At 36.0% G+C, this 20912-nt stretch carries 21 protein-coding genes; all 21 read left to right on the top strand.

The genetic code is table 11. The features are described from left to right. Nucleotides 1-2: 2 nt before the first annotated feature. The gene (locus tag ACLIBH_RS02505) at nt 3-569 is read left to right on the top strand and encodes a lysostaphin resistance A-like protein (protein ID WP_439315105.1); all 567 of its coding nucleotides are present in this window, start codon (nt 3-5) and stop codon (nt 567-569) included. Between the two features lie 11 nt (nt 570-580). Continuing rightward, nucleotides 581-898, top strand: coding sequence for a hypothetical protein (locus ACLIBH_RS02500; RefSeq protein ID WP_439315104.1), 318 nt, complete (start codon nt 581-583; stop codon nt 896-898). 267 nt (nt 899-1165) lie between these two features. Beyond that, nucleotides 1166-1963: a metallophosphoesterase gene (locus tag ACLIBH_RS02495; protein ID WP_439315103.1), complete on the top strand. Its 798-nt coding sequence runs from the start codon at nt 1166-1168 to the stop codon at nt 1961-1963. Nucleotides 1964-2115: 152 nt separating this feature from the next. Next, complete coding sequence (locus ACLIBH_RS02490; protein WP_439315102.1) at nt 2116-2691, top strand: genetic competence negative regulator; 576 nt, start codon at nt 2116-2118, stop codon at nt 2689-2691. 99 nt (nt 2692-2790) lie between these two features. Continuing rightward, nucleotides 2791-3714, top strand: coding sequence for a D-alanine--D-alanine ligase family protein (locus ACLIBH_RS02485; RefSeq protein ID WP_439315101.1), 924 nt, complete (start codon nt 2791-2793; stop codon nt 3712-3714). A 179-nt stretch (nt 3715-3893) separates the two neighbouring features. After that, the gene (locus tag ACLIBH_RS02480) at nt 3894-5126 is read left to right on the top strand and encodes a Glu/Leu/Phe/Val family dehydrogenase (protein ID WP_439315226.1); all 1233 of its coding nucleotides are present in this window, start codon (nt 3894-3896) and stop codon (nt 5124-5126) included. A gap of 408 nt (nt 5127-5534) precedes the next feature. After that, nucleotides 5535-6509, top strand: coding sequence for a YpdA family putative bacillithiol disulfide reductase (locus ACLIBH_RS02475; RefSeq protein ID WP_439315100.1), 975 nt, complete (start codon nt 5535-5537; stop codon nt 6507-6509). Nucleotides 6510-6913: 404 nt separating this feature from the next. Then, the gene (gene sleB / locus ACLIBH_RS02470; RefSeq protein ID WP_439315099.1) at nt 6914-7747 is read left to right on the top strand and encodes a spore cortex-lytic enzyme; all 834 of its coding nucleotides are present in this window, start codon (nt 6914-6916) and stop codon (nt 7745-7747) included. Nucleotides 7748-7765: 18 nt separating this feature from the next. Further along, complete coding sequence (ypeB, locus tag ACLIBH_RS02465; protein WP_439315098.1) at nt 7766-9097, top strand: germination protein YpeB; 1332 nt, start codon at nt 7766-7768, stop codon at nt 9095-9097. A gap of 103 nt (nt 9098-9200) precedes the next feature. After that, nucleotides 9201-9857 (top strand): flagellar brake protein, encoded by a 657-nt coding sequence (locus ACLIBH_RS02460; RefSeq protein WP_439315097.1) that lies wholly within the window; start codon nt 9201-9203, stop codon nt 9855-9857. Between the two features lie 496 nt (nt 9858-10353). Beyond that, on the top strand, nt 10354-11043 hold the full coding sequence (gene cmk / locus ACLIBH_RS02455; protein ID WP_439315096.1) for a (d)CMP kinase: 690 nt from the start codon (nt 10354-10356) through the stop codon (nt 11041-11043). A 221-nt stretch (nt 11044-11264) separates the two neighbouring features. Beyond that, nucleotides 11265-12398, top strand: coding sequence for a 30S ribosomal protein S1 (gene rpsA, locus ACLIBH_RS02450; RefSeq protein WP_439315095.1), 1134 nt, complete (start codon nt 11265-11267; stop codon nt 12396-12398). 305 nt (nt 12399-12703) lie between these two features. Then, complete coding sequence (locus tag ACLIBH_RS02445) at nt 12704-13279, top strand: YphA family membrane protein (RefSeq protein ID WP_439315094.1); 576 nt, start codon at nt 12704-12706, stop codon at nt 13277-13279. A gap of 499 nt (nt 13280-13778) precedes the next feature. Then, the gene (der, locus tag ACLIBH_RS02440) at nt 13779-15089 is read left to right on the top strand and encodes a ribosome biogenesis GTPase Der (RefSeq protein ID WP_439315093.1); all 1311 of its coding nucleotides are present in this window, start codon (nt 13779-13781) and stop codon (nt 15087-15089) included. A 13-nt stretch (nt 15090-15102) separates the two neighbouring features. Continuing rightward, the gene (locus ACLIBH_RS02435; protein WP_439315092.1) at nt 15103-16140 is read left to right on the top strand and encodes an NAD(P)H-dependent glycerol-3-phosphate dehydrogenase; all 1038 of its coding nucleotides are present in this window, start codon (nt 15103-15105) and stop codon (nt 16138-16140) included. A gap of 56 nt (nt 16141-16196) precedes the next feature. Next, nucleotides 16197-16451 (top strand): stage VI sporulation protein F, encoded by a 255-nt coding sequence (locus ACLIBH_RS02430; RefSeq protein WP_439315091.1) that lies wholly within the window; start codon nt 16197-16199, stop codon nt 16449-16451. 237 nt (nt 16452-16688) lie between these two features. Beyond that, nucleotides 16689-16886 (top strand): DUF2768 domain-containing protein, encoded by a 198-nt coding sequence (locus ACLIBH_RS02425; protein WP_439315090.1) that lies wholly within the window; start codon nt 16689-16691, stop codon nt 16884-16886. A gap of 23 nt (nt 16887-16909) precedes the next feature. Beyond that, the gene (locus ACLIBH_RS02420) at nt 16910-17632 is read left to right on the top strand and encodes a hypothetical protein (RefSeq protein ID WP_439315089.1); all 723 of its coding nucleotides are present in this window, start codon (nt 16910-16912) and stop codon (nt 17630-17632) included. A 254-nt stretch (nt 17633-17886) separates the two neighbouring features. Next, on the top strand, nt 17887-19365 hold the full coding sequence (spoIVA, locus tag ACLIBH_RS02415) for a stage IV sporulation protein A (protein ID WP_439315088.1): 1479 nt from the start codon (nt 17887-17889) through the stop codon (nt 19363-19365). Nucleotides 19366-20141: 776 nt separating this feature from the next. Then, nucleotides 20142-20414, top strand: a complete 273-nt coding sequence (locus ACLIBH_RS02410; protein ID WP_439315087.1) for an HU family DNA-binding protein — start codon at nt 20142-20144, stop codon at nt 20412-20414. A gap of 164 nt (nt 20415-20578) precedes the next feature. After that, nucleotides 20579-20800, top strand: a complete 222-nt coding sequence (gene mtrB / locus ACLIBH_RS02405) for a trp RNA-binding attenuation protein MtrB (RefSeq protein WP_439315086.1) — start codon at nt 20579-20581, stop codon at nt 20798-20800. The last annotated feature ends 112 nt before the right edge of the window (nt 20801-20912 follow it).

Below are 20912 nucleotides of genomic sequence, written 5' to 3'. Positions count from 1 at the left end.
TAATGAAGCAAGCTGAAATAATTAAACATTTATCGGATAGGCAATTATTGACACAGCTAGTGGTGTCACAAATCATACTTTTTTGTATAGGTATCGTATCAAGTCTTTTTCTGTTTTCAAATTTTAGCGATTGGTTAACGTACTTTCGTTTTGACTTTTATGAAATTACCTATTATGGCATTTTTCCTAGTGTATTAATTGTTACTTTAAATTTAATCATTGTTTTTTACGTTCCTAAAAGACTGTATGATGATGGAGGAATCAACGAAAGAATATTCAAAAACCGAACGGTAATCGAAGTGATTGTCATTGCACTTATTGTTGCTATTGCAGAAGAAGTCGTTTTTCGAGGGCTTATTCAGACTACATTTGGTTATTTTGTTGCAAGTATAACATTTGCCCTTATACATGTTCGTTATTTGAAGAAACCGGTCCTGTTTGTATCTGTATTACTTGCAAGCTTCTACATCGGGTATTTGTTTGTACTTACTGAAAACTTAGTCGTTACGATTACCATCCATTTTATTGTAGACTTTTTATTAGGGATGGTTATACGAACCCAAAAGTGAGGGATATAATTATGAGTAATAAAGAAGACCATCAAGCAGCTAAGTTGCAGCAATTATTTGAGGAAATTAACAGTTCGGAGATCAATGAAATCGATAATTCTGAGCCGTTTGCTGAAAATAATGAAGATCGTACAGCAACTTACATAGATGTATTGAACTTACCTCCAAGAAAAGAAGTGCATAGTAATCAGAGCAAACGAGCACGTATTAAAGTTAAAATGCCATTAATACGAATTACTAGTGTCGTTTTCCTATTAGTAACGATTTTAACTGTTGCATATTATATGTACATTAATGAATGGCTAATATTCATTGTGTTTCCTTCATAATTAAATTTAAAAGGTTTGATTCCTTTGTTTTGCAATAAAGCGTATATTACCGTATTTTTTATTAAAGGATTGTTCTTGCACTTTCGCTCACTTGTATACTACATCATTCCACAACAGCAAGTTTCTCCAAAGTAATTATTCAAGCCTTTTGAACGTGTTAGCATTTGAACGTCTGTATATTGCTCAATCATTAAAAATATTATATTGAGCCGTTTGCTCTGCACGTTCATAGAATGAAATATAGTTTCAGTTAGGAGGGTTTGCTTGTTGATTGAATTTGTGATTGTTTTTGTTCTGTTTTTGGTTCTATTGCTCGTTTATATGTATTGTAAAGCGCATGATGATGAAGTTGATTTTTTAACAATTTACGATAAAGATGTACCAATAGATTTCGATGGAATAACGATTCTGTTTATAGCAGATATACATCGAAGGACGATTAAACAGGGAACATTAGATAAAATAAGTAATCAAATTGACTTCGTCTTAATCGGAGGCGACTTAACAGAGCGAGGCGTTCCTTTTCGGCGAACAAAAAGCAATATTAATAAATTAAAAAAATGGAAAACACCTATTTTTTTCGTTATGGGTAATAATGACTACGAAGTACTTCCGGGTGAATTTGAAAGCTTATTACAAAATGAAGGCGTAATCGTGTTAAAAAACACATTTATTCGATTGGATAAAGCTTCATCTTCTCTGTATTTATATGGGTTTGATTACAACCCTTCTAATGAGCACGTTTCTTCTGTTCATTGGGATGATCAAATAACAGCTTTTCGCGTATTACTTACTCATACCCCGCGCTCTTTTTATGAACTTCCTTATGCGTATCAAGAAATGTTTAATATCGTACTTGCTGGTCATACACATGGTGGACAAATACGACTTGGAAGGCTTGGTTTCTATTCAAGAGGAGGCATAGAAAAGCAGCGGAATACGAATGTATTGATTAGTGAAGGATATGGATATTCACTTTTACCACTTCGCTTGCAAACGAGAGCAGAATGTCATGTGCTTAAGATAAAAAGAGAATTGAACAATACAAGTTCAAAAACAACTTAACGATCATATAATGCAGTAAGAGAAAAAAGCAAATTAATTATTTGTGTGTAATTTTTATTGTACAGAAACCAATTGATTAAAAAAATTGGCTAGAGATCCGTTACGTACGTAAAAAATTACGCACGTAAGTACATTATTTAGGAGGATGCGGCATGCGAATTGAGCGGGTATCAGACGATCAATTTACGATATTTTTAACGTTTGAAGATTTGGTCGAGCGCGGCTTTACACGCGAAGATTTATGGCATGATGCAACACATGTAAAGGAATTATTTAGTGATATGATGTATGAAGCAAGCACTGAGCTTGGCTTTGAATTAGAAGGTTTGTTGCTTGTACATGTATATTTGATGCAAGCACAAGGAATGCATATTATCGTTACACAAAAAGCCGATCCACTTGACTATGATGACGACTTTATTGAAATGGAAGTGTTATTGGATGAAAGTAAGGAATTGATTTTTTGTTTCAATGACTTTGAAAATATAATTCAAGTATGTGCACTGTTATATACTTTAGATATACATGATGGGCAAATATATTCGTACAATGATCATTATTACATGCTATTAGACCACAGATGTATTGACCACAATAAAGAGAACATTATAGCGATAATGTCTGAATACTCCACACCGAGCATTATTACTTCCTATCGATTGAAAGAATATGGAAAAGAAGTTATGTCAAGTAAAGCGATTGATCAAATTATGAATTATTTTCATTAAAGCTTCTCTAAAAAAAGATAGTATGTCATCTCTAAAAATGATACTATTTAAGTAATCATTTGTGATTAGGTAACTTTGAATCCATAGGGAGTGTATAGGTTGAAAATTGCAGTTTTGTATGGGGGAATTTCTAAAGAAAGAGAAGTATCTTTGTCGTCTGGTAAAGGGATTATTCAGGCCTTAAAGAAAAATGGCCACGAAGTTGTTCCGATCGATTTTCATCCAAATAAATTAGAAGAGATTATTCATTTAGATGTCGATCTAGTGTTTATTGGTTTACATGGAAAGTTTGGTGAGGATGGCACAATTCAAGGGCTATTGGATTTGATGAATATTCCATATGTAGGTTCTGGTGTTCTAGCCTCGGCTCTTGCGATGGATAAAGCAAAAGCAAAAGAAGTGTTTTCTTTAAACAAAATACCTGTTGCAAATAGTTGTGTTTATACAGTAAACGAATCAACAAAAATTGCAGACGTAGCAGAAAATATAAAACACTCCTTTACACCGCCGTTTGTTATTAAGCCAAATCGAGAAGGCTCTACGCTCGGTTTAACGATTGTTAAAAATGTAGAACAAATTTCAGATGCGATCTTAAATGCTACGGCAAGTGATGATAAAATTCTCGTTGAAGACTTTTTAGACGGGAAAGAGATAACTGTACCCGTAATCGGTTCGATCGGAAATGAAAGAGCATTGCCGATTATTGAAATCGTTCCGAAAAACGATCTATATGATTATGAAGCAAAATATACAGAAGGCGGTAGTGAACATATTATACCAGCTCGAATTAATGAGCAACTTACTCAACAAATTAAGCGATACGCTGTTCAAGCGCACCAATTGTTAGGGTGTGAAACATATTCACGAGCAGATTTTATTTTAACAAAAGAAAATATTCCATATATTTTAGAAGTGAATACGCTTCCGGGTATGACGCCAACAAGTTTATTTCCTGATGCAGCAAAAGTTGATGGGCTAACATATGAAGAAATGATTGAAGCTTTCGTACAACTTTCGATATAATGAAAGGGTACTATACTTATTATTGTACAAAATTTCAATTCAGATGATTGATTATTTATATTGAAGGTGTATACTAATCACTGAGTAGAGCTATTATAAAATATTTTTTTGACAATCTAGGAGGTAAATTTATGGTAGCCGATAAAGCAGCAGATTCTTCCCATGAAAAAACAAAAAAAATGGACGTACTTACATCGACACGTGCAGTAGTTAAAGACGCTTTAGAAAGATTAGGGTATCCAAACGAGGTATATGAGCTTCTTAAAGATTCCCTCCGTATGTTAACTGTACGTATACCCGTAAGAATGGATGATGGTTCAATTAAAGTCTTTACAGGTTATCGTGCTCAACATAATGATGCAGTAGGCCCTACTAAAGGCGGCGTCCGTTTTCATCCGGATGTAACGGAGAAAGAAGTTAATGCACTAGCGATCTGGATGAGTTTAAAAGCAGGTATTGTTGACTTACCATATGGTGGTGGAAAAGGCGGCATCGTTTGTGATCCGCGAGAAATGTCTTTTCGTGAATTGGAAGGATTGAGTCGTGGGTATGTTCGGGCGATTAGTCAAATTGTTGGGCCAACGAAAGATATACCTGCCCCCGATGTATTTACAAATTCGCAAATAATGGCTTGGATGATGGATGAGTATAGCCGTATTGACGAATTCAACAACCCTGGCTTTATTACTGGTAAACCAATCGTGCTAGGCGGTTCACATGGAAGAGAATCTGCAACGGCAAAAGGAGTCACTATTTGTATTGAAGAGGCTGCGAAAAAACGTGGTTTTACAATAGAAGGAGCAAAAGTTGTTGTCCAAGGATTCGGAAATGCCGGGAGCTTTTTAGCAAAGTTTTTACATGAAGCTGGTGCTAAGGTTATTGGAATATCCGATGCTTATGGTGCTCTTCATGACCCAAATGGTCTTGATATTGATTACTTGCTTGATCGCAGAGACAGCTTTGGCACAGTAACAAAGCTATTTAACAATACAATTACGAATCAAGAGCTGCTTGAGCTGGATTGTGACATTTTAGTACCTGCAGCAGTTCAAAACCAAATTACCGAAGAAAATGCACATAATATTAAAGCGAACATCGTTGTAGAAGCTGCTAACGGGCCTACGACAATGGAGGCTACGAAAATACTGACGGAAAGAGGCATATTGTTAGTTCCAGATGTGCTGGCCTCTGCTGGTGGCGTTACGGTATCTTATTTTGAGTGGGTACAAAACAATCAAGGATATTATTGGCCTGAGGAAGAAATTGAAGAAAAGCTATATAAAGTAATGATAAAAGCTTTTAACGCCATTTATAATACAGCAGAAACGCGCGGAATTGATATGCGTCTTGCAGCATATATGGTTGGAGTAAGAAAAATGGCAGAAGCTTCACGTTACCGTGGCTGGGTTTAATATATATTTAATTTTTAAAGGGTTTTCGAATTAGCTTGTGGACAGCTTGCAATGGTGTCATTCGCGAGCGAATGACAGGTGCGAGATGCCAGTGGGAGAAAAAAGATCGGTGAGACCCTACAGTGCATAGAACGAGGAGGCTCACCACTTGCCTACAGAAAGCGCGTATATTACGTGATCGGTAATGGTATAATATTTCTCCCTATCCACTATTTTCCGAATACCCAGTTAAAAAAACTCCTATCATTAGAATAGGAGTTTTTTTAACTTATTTTAAAGTATGGGTTGTTCCATAACTAGTGTGTTCGAGTCGTATATAGATAATGAACAATTATACAATTTTTGCAGCTTTGATTATCCGATGAGCAATATTGAAAGTGGAGTAAATAAAGAGAGAAGGGTGTACGATTGAAAATAGAGCATACAATTATAATCGGTGGAGGCCCTTGTGGTTTATCCTGCGCTATTGAATTGCAGAAGCGTAACGTTTTTCCACTTATTATTGAAAAAGAGGGGATTGTAAATACGATTTACAATTTCCCGACACATCAAACCTTTTTTAGTACGAGTAGAAAATTAGAAATAGGCTCGATTCCGTTTATTACAGATAATTTAAAACCAGTAAGGAGCCAGGCTTTAGCCTACTATCGTGAAGTGGCTCAAAGAGAAAAGCTACGTTTAAAAACCTTTGAGAAGGTTGTAAATGTGACAAAGGAAAAGGAAAATTTTCTTATAATTACAAAGAATAACATGGGACAAACTAAAACATACGTCGCGAAAAATGTTGTTGTTGCCACGGGGTATTACGATCAGCCAAATTTATTAAATGTTCCTGGTGAAAAGTTACGAAAGGTAATGCATTACTTTAAAGAATCCCACCCTTACTTTAACAAAGACGTAGTCGTAATCGGCGGGAAAAACTCTGCTGTCGATACGTCTATCGCTCTTTATAAAGCAGGAGCAAACATAACCGTTTTATATCGAGGGGATACCTATTCAAAAAGTATTAAACCTTGGATTTTACCAGATTTCGATTCTTTAGTAAGAAAAGAATCTATAAAAATGGAGTTTAATGCACAAGTTACTGAAATAACAGCAGATTATGTAAATTATAAAGTAAATGGCAAGATAAAGTCGATCAAGAATGATTTTGTATTTGCAATGACAGGTTATAAGCCAAACATAGAGTTTATGAAAAAAATAGGAATTGAAGTAGAAAGAAATTCAGGCAAACCAGTATTCAACCCATCGACACATGAAACAAATGTGCAAGGGATATATGTAGCAGGTGTCATCATATCTGGTTTTGACGGTAATGAAACATTTATTGAGAATGGTCGCTTTCATGGAGGAAAAATAGCAGAAGCGATAGCGTATAAGTAGGCTGCTCCACCTTTGCACCCATTTACCAATATTAACCAATATTTAGTATCACTATAAGCTGGCAATTATTATGGAATAAATTTTTGGGTTTTCGGATGTATGTGTGGAAAATTAGGAAGGATCTACTACATGAGCGAATGGAAGATGCGAGACTCCAGCAAGAAGAACGTAATCGGTGAGACGCTGCAGTACGTGGCACGAGGAGGCTTACCATTCGTCCGCAGAAAGCGCGTATTCCATGAGCGGAAATGTTAGAAAATTTCTCCATCTACAATATTTTCCGGATGCCAAAAATCTTCACCCTTTCTGTATGTACACGGAAAGGGTTTTTTGTTTTATGAATAAAATGGCCATTTTCACAAAAAATAGACGGACAATCAATAATTACTGTAGGAGGAAATGAAATGAAGCGGAAAAAGCTGTTCCTTTTCATAATTGGATTTTTTCTAGTCTTATTTGGATACGTCCCAAGCCTTTCGATTCAGCAAGCAGAGGCATTTAGTCCACAAGTAATACAGCAAGGGGCAGTTGGTGATGACGTAATTGAATTACAAGCGAGGCTGCAATACATCGGTTACTATAACGGTAAAATAGATGGCGTTTTCGGTTGGGGTACATATTGGGCACTACGTAATTTTCAGTATGAATTCGGCCTCGAAATTGATGGGATGGCTGGAGCAACAACAAAACAAAAGTTAGTAGATGCAACAAAATATAATGAAAGTTACGTAAAGCAACAAATAAATGCTGGCAAAAAATTTACGCATTACGGTGGGACGAAACAATCAACAGAACAACAAAATAATAAAGAAAAAACAGATACAAGTACAAAGAACGAATCAGAAAAACCAAAACCAACAGCTGTAAACGTACCGAAAGGCTATTCTCAAAACGATATTCAATTAATGGCTAACGCTGTTTATGGTGAATCAAGAGGCGAACCGTATGTAGGTCAAGTTGCTGTCGCTGCAGTAATCTTAAACCGTGTGGAGAGTCCTACTTTTCCTAATACAGCATCTGGAGTAATTTTTGAACCACGGGCATTTACTGCAGTAGCTGATGGCCAAATTTGGCTTACACCGAATGAAAGTGCAAAGCGTGCAGTATTGGATGCGATTAACGGATGGGACCCTACAGGGAACGCATTGTATTATTTTAATCCAGATACAGCGACATCAGGATGGATATGGACACGTCCACAAATTAAACAAATTGGGAAACATATATTTTGTAAGTAAATAGAAAGGTGTGGAAAAATGATTCGAGGAATCATCATCGGTGTTCTTTCAATAGGTGTAGTAGGTTTAGGATATTGGGGTTATCAAGAGCATCAAGAAAAAAACGCAATACTAATACAAGCAGAAAACGCTTATCAACGTTCATTTCATGAATTAACGTATCATATGGATTTACTTCACGATAAAATTGGGGCGTCGCTTGCGATGAATTCAGACGATCGACTATCCCCACAATTTGTAGACATTTGGCGGATAACTTCGGAAGCTCTTTCAAACGTAGGTCAATTGCCATTAACATTACTCCCTTTTAATAAAACGGAAGAGTTTCTGTCGGATATTGGAGATTTTACGTACCGAACCGCGGTTCGAAATTTAAATGATGATCCGTTAACAGATCAAGAATTAGCCACTTTAAAAGAGCTTTATAAACAAGCAGGTGATATAAAAGATGAATTACGACAAGTTCAACACGTCGTTTTGAAAGATAATTTAAGATGGATGGATGTACAGCTTGCGTTAGCAACAGAAGATGAACAAGCAGACAACACTATTATAGACGGATTTAAAACGGTTGAAAAAAAGGTGGAAGGGTTTGCTGAAGGGAGTACAGATTTTGGATTGCTTGGGGCAACGACGAAAGAACATAAATATAGAAATGTAACAGGAGAAAATATTAGTGAAAAAGAAGCATTGACTAAGAGTAAACAATTATTTCAAATAAATAATGTCGAAAACTTGCATATTGCTAAAAGTGGAAAAGGCGCTGATGTAGCAACTTACAGCATTTCTTATCAAGATGAGAAGAAAAATGCTTACATGGATATGACGCAGCAAGGGGGGCATCCACTAACAATTTTAGTAGAGCGTCCATTGCAAACGAAAAAGCTCGGATTAAATGAAGGCTTGCAAACAGCAAAGAAATTTTTAAACAAATTTGAGTTTGAAAATATGCACATTTATCAAAGCACAGAGTTTGATGGTGTTGGTGTCTATTCATTTCTTTATAAAGATAAGGATGTACGAATCTATTCAGATGCCATTGAAGTGAAAGTGGCTTTAGATAGTGGTGATATTTTAGGGTTAACTGCTAGAAACTATTACATGAATCATACGGATCGAAATATACCTGAACCAAAGCTTAGTGCAAGTGATGCGAGAGAAAAGGTTAATAATCAAGTTAATATAAAAGAAGAACATATGTCGATCATTGATAATGAACTTGGAGAAGAAGTATTAACGTATGAATTTTTAGGTGTTATGAATGATGAAACGTACCGTATATTTATTAATGCATTAGATGGAACGGAGGAAAAAGTAGAAAAGTTATCAGGTGCAGAAGGAATCTTTTAAAAAAGTCTTTTCTTTTAATAAGGCATCTGTAATAATGGGTATATAGGATTAGTTGCATATACAGAAATAGGTCCTATTACTTGGTTGTTGGTGGGGGGATACGATGAAAGTCGGCACTGTTCTTACAGTAGAAATAAATCATTCTAAATTAAGGTCACCAGTAAGATGTCGGTCTAGAGTTATCGATTGTAATGAGCGGTATTTATTTATCGATCTACCAGTACATATTCATACACAAAAAACAGTCTATCTTACTAAAGGTGATCGCGTGTCGATTACGTTCGTCGGTAATGACCAAGCCGTTTACCAATTTTATTCAACAATAGAGGAGCGAATAACGCTTAGAGTACATGGGTACAAAATACCTTCTCCTCAACGAGAAAATCTTAAACGTATACAGCGCAGGCAGTATGTTCGTATTGAAACGTCCGTTGATGTAGCGATTCATTGTCCAAATAAAAATATCGACCCATTTACTACCGTGACAAGAGACATTAGCGGTGGTGGATTATCCATAGTAGTTCCGCAGCAGTCGAAGCTGAAAATCGATCAAAAATTAGAGCTATGGATTACGTTTCGACTCCAATCAGGAAAATTTATATATTTGAATATAGAAGCAATCGTAATAAACGTGAAAACGGAAGAAAATATTCATCTCGCCGCTTTGAAATTCACTTCTATTACGCAAAAGGAGCGGCAGCACATAATATTTTATTGCTTTGAAAAGCAGAGAGAGGCTCGGAAAAAAGAATTGATATAAGTCCGTCCGTATATGTAAGTAGGTGTGGGAAAACATTCCTTCGTGCGTTCGGGTGCGTTTTGGTATTGTGCCAAAAAGACATGTGTTGTACGAGTGGTCATTGTTACCAACTTGCAAGCGGAAAAAAAGGCACTTCATCTAAAAAAATATGTACTAGCAAATGCGTTACACTATTTATGATTGATTATAGCGTATTTTTTAAAGAATTATGGTATGATTTATACGTAGAAAACAAACAAAAACTTGGCTGATGCCAAGTTTTTTAAGTTTATATGTATTTAAGATACATACGTAGGATCAGATGCAAGATCTGCGATGATAAGTGAACAAATGTGAACGCTGATCAGCAGCCTCGTTTATGCGTACAATCCTTGTATCGAAGGCGCCTTGGAGCTACTAACATCTAGGGTCGAATATCAAGGTGTACAGCCTGCAGGTTTGATGGTCAAAACGTTTAAGATTAATGCCTAAATATACGATACAAGGAGATGAGAATATGGATAAACAACAAAATGAAAAAATAGCAATTGCAATTGATGGCCCTGCTGCTGCAGGAAAGAGTACCGTAGCAAAACTCGTTGCTAAACAATTATCGTTCGTCTATATAGATACTGGTGCAATGTACCGTGCATTTACGTTAAAAGCATTAAATGAAAATATTCAGCTTGATGATGAACAAAAACTAACTGAATTACTTAAAGAAACAACAATCGATTTACATGCGGAAGAAGACGGTCAAAGTGTATGGTTGGATGGGGAGGATGTTACGTTTGCTATTCGTTCAGATATAGTGTCTAAAAACGTTTCGATCGTAGCACAATCTCACAACGTACGCGAAGAAATGGTATCAAGGCAACGCGCTTTTTCAAAACGTTGTTCAGTAGTTATGGATGGTAGAGATATCGGTACTTACGTATTGCCAAATGCTGATGTTAAATTTTTTCTCATCGCATCTGTAGATGAACGTGCAAAACGAAGACATGAAGAAAACCTTAGTAAAGGTTTTACTTCCAACTTAGAGGAGTTAAAGTCAGATATTGAAAAACGGGATGAAATGGATTCGAAGCGTACGATAGCACCTTTAATTAAAGCAGACGATGCACTAGAGATTAACACAACATTTTTATCTATCGAACAAGTGGCAGAAAAAATGGTTAATGAAATAGATAAAAAAATTAAAGGTTAATTGCTTTTGCTAACGGGTATATCATAAAGTGGCTGTCTTTTATAAATAAGATCGTTATCTTGTAATTCATATTTATTTTACTTGACAAATAAAATTAAATAGTAGAAGTTATTAAGAAGAAGTGTGTTATACTGGAATATAATTGTTCCTATTTTAAAACAGAATTAAAACACACACAGATGTATTTTTCATTTTCTAATAGGTTTAGGAGGCAATAGGTCATGAGCGAATCAAATACGAACGATTTCAGTGCAGTAAACGTTGGAGATACGTTAAAGGGAAAAGTAGTCAAGCTAGAAGAGAAACAAGTTTTAGTCGATATCGGTCAAAAGGCGGAAGGCATTATACCTATTAGCGAGTTGTCTAACTTGCATATTGAGCACCCGTCCGACGTTGTTAAAGAAGACGAAGAATTAACATTAAAAGTAAAAAAAGTAGATGATGAAGATATCATTCTTTCTAAAAAAGCTGTTGAGGCAGATGCTGCTTGGGCGAATTTGGAAGAGAAATATAAAAATAATGCAACGTTCGAAACAGAAGTAAAAGAAATAGTTAAAGGCGGGCTCGTAGTAGACGTTGGTCTTCGCGGCTTTATTCCTGCGTCACTTGTTGAAACGTATTTTGTAGATGACTTTTCAGATTATCTTAATAAAACATTACAAGTAAAAATAGTTGATTTAGATAAAGAGCAAAATCGCGTAATTTTATCTCATCGAGCGATTACAGAAGCGGAAGAAGAAGCGAAAAAACAGAATTTGCTTCAGTCGATTGAAGCAGGTCAAGTGCTAGAAGGAACTGTACAGCGCTTGACAAGCTTTGGGGCTTTTGTGGATATTGGTGGCGTTGATGGATTGGTTCATATATCTCAATTAGCACATGAGCATGTAGAAAATGCTGCTGATGTGGTAGCAGAGGGTGATGTCATAAAAGTAGAAGTTTTATCTGTTGATAGAGATAATGAGCGCATTTCCTTATCTCGAAAAAACACACTTCCAGGCCCTTGGTCCGGTATTGAGGATCGAATTTCAAGAGGTGATACTGTGGAAGGAACGGTAAGAAGACTTGTAAACTTTGGTGCTTTTGTTGAAATAGAGCAAGGTGTAGAAGGTCTTGTACACATCTCCCAGATTGCGAATCGTCATATCGGTACGCCGCATGAAGTTTTAGAAGAAGGCCAAAAAGTACAAGTTAAAGTGTTAGATGTAAATGAAAGTGAAAAAAGAATATCGTTAAGCATCCGTGAATTGGAGCAGGAACAAGAAGAAGAACAATACAAGCAGTATACAAAAGAAGACGATCAATCTAGCTTTCAACTAAGCGACATTATTGGTGATAAGCTAAACAAATATAAATAATAACTCGTTGACCTTTATGTTAATCAGTTGAATATTATGTGAAAGTGGTTCCGATCATCACGTTTCGATGATTGGGACTTTTTTTAGTTTTACAATATATATACAGAACTAAATCGCCAAAATTGCGCTCGGCTACATTCATTTCAGGATCGTATTAAAGCAACTACTGGCAGGACGAAGTGTTAATCAATAGACTCCTTTTGAAATGGCAAAAGAGCATTTTCAATAACTTGAATGATAAAAAGTGGAAGGGGTCGTTTAAAAACAACAGATACTAGTTATAATGCTAATGGTAGGTGGTAGCTTTGGAATCAGGGATGCTCTTTTATTGGCTCAGCTGGATATTTTGGATTATCACAACTTTTTTTATAAAAAAGTCACTATTGCGAACGGTTGTTTCAGGTTGGATATTACTTGTTATAATTGGTTCCACAATTTATGTACCTATTGGTGTAAGTACCGTATCGGCTGCACTTCTCATTTTATTAGCAGGAAGTGCTTTACTTTATACCCAGCTTACTCAAATGTACTATGCGTTATTTGCTTCCTTCACAGTTACTATCGGGTATACTGCAATTTTAATATGGGAAAAGATAACGCCGATATGGTTTATATTGCCTAGAGAATTATTAATTTCGATTGTATTATGCTTATTACTAACAATGATGAGCGAACAATTTATCCATCGACTATTAATTGGCTTACTAGGTATTAGCTTTGGTGAAATCTTCTATTCTTTTATGTTGTCTAGTTATTCATTGCAAAGTGAAATAGGTCATTTACAGTTTTTAGATCAAGCTGCGGTGATGGTACTGTTTTTGCTTCCAACGTATTACATACCGCGAATTAAAAATATAGGTATGAACGGAATCGGAAACTAGGATTACAATGGGAATGTGCAAGACTTTAATGAATAGTCAGAAATGGATAAACATGAAAATCGTCTATTTACTTAGAGTGATTAAATCAGTAAAATTACTGTTGCTTCTTTTAAAAGATACTATCTTTAAATACGATACACAATCTAAAAACGATGTATGAGTAAAATGTTTGTGGGGGAACAGATGCACGAATCTAACTAGGTAATATGTGATCAATTTTACTTCGAACGATATACACATGAATAACACCGTTGATTTTCACTGCAGGTGGATGCTTTCCGCGGGCACGGCTTCAGCCTCCACGGAAAGCGTAGTGTATATCTACTGCGGTCGGTAGGAATCAATACTCAAATTAACGAATACAAAGAGAGGTTTTTTAACTTCTTAAACTAACAACCACAAATACTTGACTCAATCAAAAACGATTCAATCGTTGTGAAATAGACCAGATTTTGCTAAACTTAATTGAAGTTAATAGAAAAGTAAGGGTGAACCTTTCATGAGGAAAGCAACTGTAGCAATTGTAGGTAGACCAAACGTTGGCAAGTCAACGATCTTTAATCGATTGGTCGGTGAGAGAATATCAATCGTTGAAGATGTTCCAGGAGTAACAAGAGATCGAATATATGCGCAAGCAGAATGGCTTGCATCTACATTTAACCTTATTGATACAGGTGGGATTGAAATAACAGATGAACCGTTATTAGTAAAGATGAGACATCAAGCTGAAATCGCAATTGATGAAGCAGATGTAATTATCTTTATTGTTAATGGGAGAGAGGGGATAACAGCAGCTGATGAAGAAGTAGCTAAGCTGTTGTACAAATCTAATAAACCGATTGTATTAGCTGTAAATAAAATAGATAATCCAGAAATGCGTGAACAATTATATGAGTTTTATGCACTTGGTTTTGGCGAGCCTTTTCCGATCTCAGGATCGCATGGCCTCGGCTTGGGTGATTTATTGGACGAAGTAGTCGGACGTTTTCCAGTGACCGATGAGCAAGATGATGAAGAGCATATTATTCATTTCTCTTTAATCGGGCGTCCAAATGTCGGAAAATCATCGTTAGTAAACGCAATATTAAATGAAGAGCGGGTCATTGTAAGCTCTATCGAAGGTACAACGAGAGATGCAATTGACACATACGTTCAGTTAGATAATCAAGATTTTGTTATTATTGATACTGCTGGTATGCGTAAAAAAGGAAAAGTATACGAAGCTACCGAGAAATATAGTGTATTACGCGCATTAAAGGCCATTGATCGCTCGGATGTTGTTCTCGTTCTTTTAGATGCTGAGACGGGAATCAGAGAGCAAGATAAAAAAATTGCTGGCTATGCACATGAAGCAGGACGTGCAGTAGTTATCGTTGTTAATAAATGGGATACGATTAATACCGATGAACAAACGATGAAAAACTTCGAAGAAAAAATCCGGGCACACTTCTTGTTTTTGGATTACGCGCCAATCATTTTCTTATCAGCAAAAACAAAAAAAAGATTACATACGCTTTTGCCAGCAATACGCTTAGCGAGCGAAAATCATGCTAGACGAATTGCAACAAACGTGTTAAATGATGTCATTATGGATGCACTTGCGATGAATCCAACACCTACGATAAAAGGGCGCCGTCTTAAAATTTTGTATACGACACAAGTTGCAGTAAAGCCACCAGTATTTGCTGTATTTGTGAATGATCCCGAGTTAATGCATTTTTCGTATAAAAGGTTTTTGGAAAATAGAATAAGAGAAGCGTTTGGCTTTAGCGGAACGCCGATTAAAATAGTTGCTCGTAAAAGAAATTAAGGGGGAACATACAATGACAAAAGTTGCTGTCTTAGGCGCAGGCAGCTGGGGCACTGCTTTAAGCATTGTTTTAGCTGATAATGGTCATGATGTTCGATTGTGGACACATCGAGAAGAACAAGCGAATGAAATTAATCGTACGCATAAAAATGAACAGTATTTAAAAGAATCTATTCCAAAGCAGATAATAGCTTATTCTAATTTAAAGGAAGCAGTAAAAGACGTTGCAGCAATCGTTATTGTTGTACCTTCAAGTGCAATTAGAGAAGTTTGCTCGAAATTAGCTGAACATATACATCCCGAAGCTACAATAATACATGCTACAAAAGGGATCGAACCAGGAACGTTAAAAAGGATTTCACAGATGATTCATGAAGAGATTCCCGCGTATGCTTATGAAGATATTGTCGTGCTATCTGGACCAAGCCACGCAGAAGAAGTGGCGATGCGCCATCCTACAACAGTTACTGTATCTGCAGTTAATATAGAAAAAGCGACGTTTGCACAAGATGTTTTCATTAATGAGTTTTTCCGTGTTTATACGAGTACAGATGTTATTGGGATTGAATTAGGTGGTGCATTGAAAAACATAATTGCATTAGGAGCAGGAATGTCGGATGGTCTAGGGTTTGGAGATAATGCAAAAGCAGCTTTAATTACTAGAGGACTAGCCGAAATAGCCAGATTAGGAACATCCCTTGGGGCGAATCCACTTTCATTCCTTGGCTTGTCAGGGGTTGGTGATTTAATAGTTACGTCTACAAGTGTACATAGTAGAAATTGGCGTGCTGGTCACTTACTTGGCAAGGGTGAACCATTAGACGAAGTATTAAAAGAAATGGGCATGGTTGTAGAAGGTGTTCGAACTACAAAAGCCGCTTACGAATTTGCTAAAAAACAGCAAGTAGATATGCCAATAACAACCGGTATTTATGACATTTTATTTAACAGTAAAGCACCAAAAGCAGTTGTCGAACAATTAATGAATCGTGATAAGCGTGAGGAAATGGACGACTTGGCTTCGTTATGGAAAATTCATGATGTTCGATAACACGAATTCTCCTCTATTGCATATAATATGTTGACATATTAGCAAGGAGGGATTGTGTGAGTAACCGTAAAGGCCCATTTGATAAAATTGAGCAAAATAGTAATATTAAACAAGCAGATATTTATAAGATTGCTAATTCCGTCAAAAATGCCGATTTTTCAGATGAGAAGACTGTTAGGAATCTAGTTCAACATTTATCTAGGATGGCAAATAAACGAATATCTAAAGACAAAGAGGATAAAATTGTCCAGACGATCATTCAAAACAAATTGCCGACAGATATGCAGTCATTGAGTAAATTTTTCAAATAAATTTTTTCCATGGGCAAGTGAGGATACATTTGTTTGTATGCTCGCATAATATAAATCGCACAAGCATTCATGGATAGAGTTGCTGTGGGAATTGTTTAGTCAAAGCCGAGGTGAAGCCAGCCCCTTCATCTCGGAATTTTTATGCTATTCGAAACAGATAAACAATAGGTATTAACTGCTTACAGATAATCTCCTATGTTATAATCATTTTGCAAACATGTGGTTAGGAGTGAAGATATGTCAGCCTCAGGATTAAAAGAAATCATTTCATTTGTCGGGATCGCATTACTTATTTTAGCAATCGTGTTTATCCAAATAAGCAGAAGGAAATTGAACGGTTGGATTGCAGGAGTCGTTGCTATTTTAGCTTATATTTGTTTAATTATAGGTGCCGTTATCGTATTTTTCATTGTATTCAGTGGGCCATCATCGTAAAAAATGAGAGGAGACATCTCATCATGAAATATACATATAAAATTTTATTCATTATTCTTATCGCCATTTTAATGACAGGATGTTTATATCCAGATAATGAACTAGCTAAAAACCAAACACCAAACGAAGACCAATTAGAAATGGTTCAAGCTGCTATCGAGCAATTTCGATCGGAAACAGGTGGTTTATTACCAATTAAGACTAAGCCTAACGAGACACCTATATTTGAAAAATATATCGTTGATTTTAATATGTTAAAGGATCGTAACATACTTACGGAAATTCCGGGAAACGCGTATGAAAATGGTGGTGTTTATCAATATACATTAATTACACCTGAATCGAATCCTCGGGTTAAACTAATTGATTTGCGTAATACAGAAGTTATAAGAAAGATTAATGTAAAATTGGAGATCTATCGTTCAAAAAACATTTATCCACCTTATGGTCGTAAAGTTGAGGAAGGGATATTTACAATTGATTTTGATAAACTCGGTTTTAGTCATGAATTACATGCGGTTAGCCCATATTCTAGACAAAATCTACCAATAGTGATGGACACAGACGGTCAAATATATATCGACTATCGAATTGATTTACGTAAGGCTCTAGATGAATTCTCCTCCAATTATAAGGAAGGGGACGACATTCGGTATTTATTAGCTGAGAACACTCCTTTTGTACCAGTATATTCACTACCATATACGATAGTGGATGGAGAACCGACGTTTTTAGAAAACAAATAAAAAATCATATAATCTCCCCTTGAAGCATATATTGTTTCAAGGCTTTTTTCATGCTTTTTATACATAGAAAACATGTGACATGCCTCGTTATTTAGAAATGTTAAGTGAGCAAATGAGGTGAATGATTGCCGAAAAATATTTTATACAATTATGATAATTAAGTCATATTTTAATAGGACAACATCATAGACTTGTAATGTCAATTATTCGTAGGTTTTTCACTTGTAATGGTAATGAGACTGGGAGGGGATCGTTTGGAGAGAATTGATATTTTTAAAGATATTTCGAAACGGACGAATGGAGATATTTATTTAGGTGTGGTTGGAGCAGTCCGAACAGGGAAATCAACATTTATTAAAAAATTTATGGAGCTCGTTGTATTACCAAACATTGAGGAAGAGAGCGAACGGGTTCGAGCACATGATGAGCTTCCGCAAAGCGCAGCCGGTAAAACAATTATGACTACAGAACCAAAATTTGTACCAAATCAAGCGGTGTCCATACATGTAGAGGAAGGTCTGGATGTAAATATTAGGCTTGTAGACTGTGTCGGATATGCTGTAAACGGGGCAAAAGGATTTGAGGATGAAAATGGGCCAAGAATGATTCATACGCCTTGGTACGAAGATCCAATTCCATTTCATGATGCAGCAGAGATAGGCACTCGTAAAGTGATACAAGAACATTCTACAATTGGAGTTGTTATAACTACCGATGGAAGCTTTGGTGAAATTGAACGTTCCGATTATGTAGATTCTGAAACAAAAGTGGTAGAGGAATTAAAAGAAGTTGGCAAACCATTTATTATGATTATTAACTCTGTAAGACCTACGAGTAAAGAAACTGAATTATTACGTCAAGAGCTCGCAGAAAAACATGATATACCAGTACTGTCAATGAGCATTGAAACAATGACGGAGCATGATGTTTATAACGTGCTTCGAGAATCACTTTATGAGTTTCCGGTTTTAGAAGTGAACGTTAATTTACCAAGCTGGGTAATGGTTTTGAAAGAAGAGCATTGGCTACGAGAAAACTATCAAGAAGCAATTCATTCAACTGTTAAAAACATAAAAAGGCTGCGTGATGTTGATCACATAATTGGTGAGTTTGCAGAATACGATTATATTGATAAAGCAAACTTAGCAGGAATGGAAATGGGAGAAGGACTAGCAGAAATAGATTTGCATGCACCAGACCATTTGTATGATGAAGTATTAAAAGAAATCGTCGGAGAGGAAATCCGTGGGAAAGATCATTTGTTAGAGTTAATGCAAGATTTCGCCTATGCAAAGCGAGAGTACGATCAAATCTCAGGTGCATTACAAATGGTAAAGCAAACTGGCTACGGTATAGCTGCTCCTTCAATTGAGGATATGGTGTTGGATGAGCCAGAAATCATTCGTCAAGGGTCGCGTTTCGGCGTACGACTTAAGGCAGTAGCTCCTTCTATTCATATGATAAAAGTTGAAGTTGAGTCTGAATTTGCACCAATTATTGGGACAGAGAAACAAAGTGAAGAGTTGGTACGCTATTTAATGCAAGATTTTGAAGAAAATCCATTATCAATTTGGGATTCGGACATTTTTGGAAGATCTTTGAATTCCATCGTAAGAGAAGGGATTCAAGCGAAAATCTCACTGATGCCTGAACATGCGAGGTATAAATTAAAGGACACACTTGAGCGAATTATTAACGAAGGATCAGGTGGATTAATAGCAATTATTTTGTAGCAATATACGTCCATTTAAATTAAACTGTCGATTTGGATTGTTACGTGTATGAAAAGGCATTCTGAAAGTACCTTCACTCTTTTTAGAAGTCCTTATACGACTTGTTTTGTAACAGTAGATATTCAACGCACTTAGTACGGAAGATTGGAAGCTCTCTCTAAGTTTTGTTATTTAGAAGGGTCCGCATCTTTTGCTAAGTGCATCATGGATATCTGCTGTTTATTTTCATTCCTTCTTTTCCCGATAAATGTATTCTTTTATTTTATTCTTTAGCTACGCTTATCTTTAATCAATATAAGTAGAAATGATTCAATACTGTGGAACGATAAAGGGAATCAGACGCATTTCATTCAATAGTGCTATTTGTTACTGCTCCTCTAAATTATATGGGAATTACGTAGTTTGAAATCGTTGCTTTGTAATTTTTCGTCAAGCTGTTACATTTCTAAATAAAAGGGTTATAACGAGGGAGAAAACATAGTAAATCTACCTTTACCACCCGTTAATAGTCAAAAAGTTTTGTAATCGTACGTTGCAGTATTGCGGGGTTCTTTTACTTTTTTGGTAGAAATTGAGTACATCGTCCTAAAAACGAAAAAATCTTGATAAAATCAGTAAATAATGTTGAATTTTATTGCAAAGTCAGTTAGTATAAGCCTTATCATCAATGAAAATGATGACACTAGAGTATAAAACTAGACAAAATGGTGAACAAATGGAAATAACAGTTTTCATTTGTTCCATGTGGTCGACTTCATTGGGAGGAGGTGAATGTCATGAATAAAACTGATTTAGTAAACGCTGTTGCTGAAAAAAGCGAACTTTCCAAAAAAGATGCTGCCAAAGCAGTAGATGCAGTATTTGATTCGGTCATGGATTCACTTAAAAAAGGTGAAAAAGTTCAAATTATCGGTTTTGGTAACTTTGAGGTACGTGACCGTTCTGCACGTAAAGGTCGCAATCCACAAACAGGAGAAGAAATTGAAATTCCTGCAAGCAAAGTTCCTGCTTTTAAGGCGGGTAAAGCCCTTAAGGATATTGTTAAATAACATTAATTATTTTTACATAGGGCTTAGAGGGTACGAATATTCGTACCCTTTTTATATTGGCTAAAATCGGTTGTCATTCGGATGGATTTTTGACATTTTATAATTGACAAGGATGCATTAATAAGCGATAGTAGGGTAAGTAAATGAGCAAAGGTAGGTTCGTAATGGAAAATCCAAATTTCAAATCCGATTATTTTGTAATAAAAGCATTAGAAGATGGTGTTCACGTTATCGGTCTAACTAGAGGAGAAGATACGCGATTCCATCATTCTGAGAAATTAGATAAAAATGAAATCATGATTGCTCAATTTACTGAGCACACCTCTGCAATGAAGATTCGTGGGAAGGTAACGATACAAACTGGTCATGGTGAAATGAGCAACTAGTACTATTCTTACTTCTCGTATGACTCACCTTTTCGCATACTTTTCTCTGTTAGAATCTTATGAGCCAATGTCTAAATTATGTTATAATAGCAAATAGAAACTATGAAAGGGC

The sequence above is a fragment of the Virgibacillus sp. W0430 genome, assembly GCF_051846935.1.
GTDB lineage: Bacteria > Bacillota > Bacilli > Bacillales > Amphibacillaceae > JBPYCR01.
Note: the sequence above shows the minus strand (reverse complement) of the source record. Positions and strands in the feature narration are given on the sequence as shown.

Bases quoted from the DNA above. Each gene is read 5' to 3' on its own strand.
- ACLIBH_RS02505 (WP_439315105.1), top strand. From the start codon at position 3: ATGAAGCAAGCTGAAATAATTAAACATTTATCGGATAGGCAATTATTG.
- ACLIBH_RS02500 (WP_439315104.1), top strand. From the start codon at position 581: ATGAGTAATAAAGAAGACCATCAAGCAGCTAAGTTGCAGCAATTATTT.
- ACLIBH_RS02490 (WP_439315102.1), top strand. From the start codon at position 2,116: ATGCGAATTGAGCGGGTATCAGACGATCAATTTACGATATTTTTAACG.
- ACLIBH_RS02480 (WP_439315226.1), top strand. From the start codon at position 3,894: ATGGACGTACTTACATCGACACGTGCAGTAGTTAAAGACGCTTTAGAA.
- sleB (WP_439315099.1), top strand. From the start codon at position 6,914: ATGAAGCGGAAAAAGCTGTTCCTTTTCATAATTGGATTTTTTCTAGTC.
- ypeB (WP_439315098.1), top strand. From the start codon at position 7,766: ATGATTCGAGGAATCATCATCGGTGTTCTTTCAATAGGTGTAGTAGGT.
- ACLIBH_RS02460 (WP_439315097.1), top strand. From the start codon at position 9,201: ATGAAAGTCGGCACTGTTCTTACAGTAGAAATAAATCATTCTAAATTA.
- cmk (WP_439315096.1), top strand. From the start codon at position 10,354: ATGGATAAACAACAAAATGAAAAAATAGCAATTGCAATTGATGGCCCT.
- rpsA (WP_439315095.1), top strand. From the start codon at position 11,265: ATGAGCGAATCAAATACGAACGATTTCAGTGCAGTAAACGTTGGAGAT.
- der (WP_439315093.1), top strand. From the start codon at position 13,779: ATGAGGAAAGCAACTGTAGCAATTGTAGGTAGACCAAACGTTGGCAAG.
- ACLIBH_RS02435 (WP_439315092.1), top strand. From the start codon at position 15,103: ATGACAAAAGTTGCTGTCTTAGGCGCAGGCAGCTGGGGCACTGCTTTA.
- ACLIBH_RS02425 (WP_439315090.1), top strand. From the start codon at position 16,689: ATGTCAGCCTCAGGATTAAAAGAAATCATTTCATTTGTCGGGATCGCA.
- ACLIBH_RS02420 (WP_439315089.1), top strand. From the start codon at position 16,910: ATGAAATATACATATAAAATTTTATTCATTATTCTTATCGCCATTTTA.
- ACLIBH_RS02410 (WP_439315087.1), top strand. From the start codon at position 20,142: ATGAATAAAACTGATTTAGTAAACGCTGTTGCTGAAAAAAGCGAACTT.
- mtrB (WP_439315086.1), top strand. From the start codon at position 20,579: ATGGAAAATCCAAATTTCAAATCCGATTATTTTGTAATAAAAGCATTA.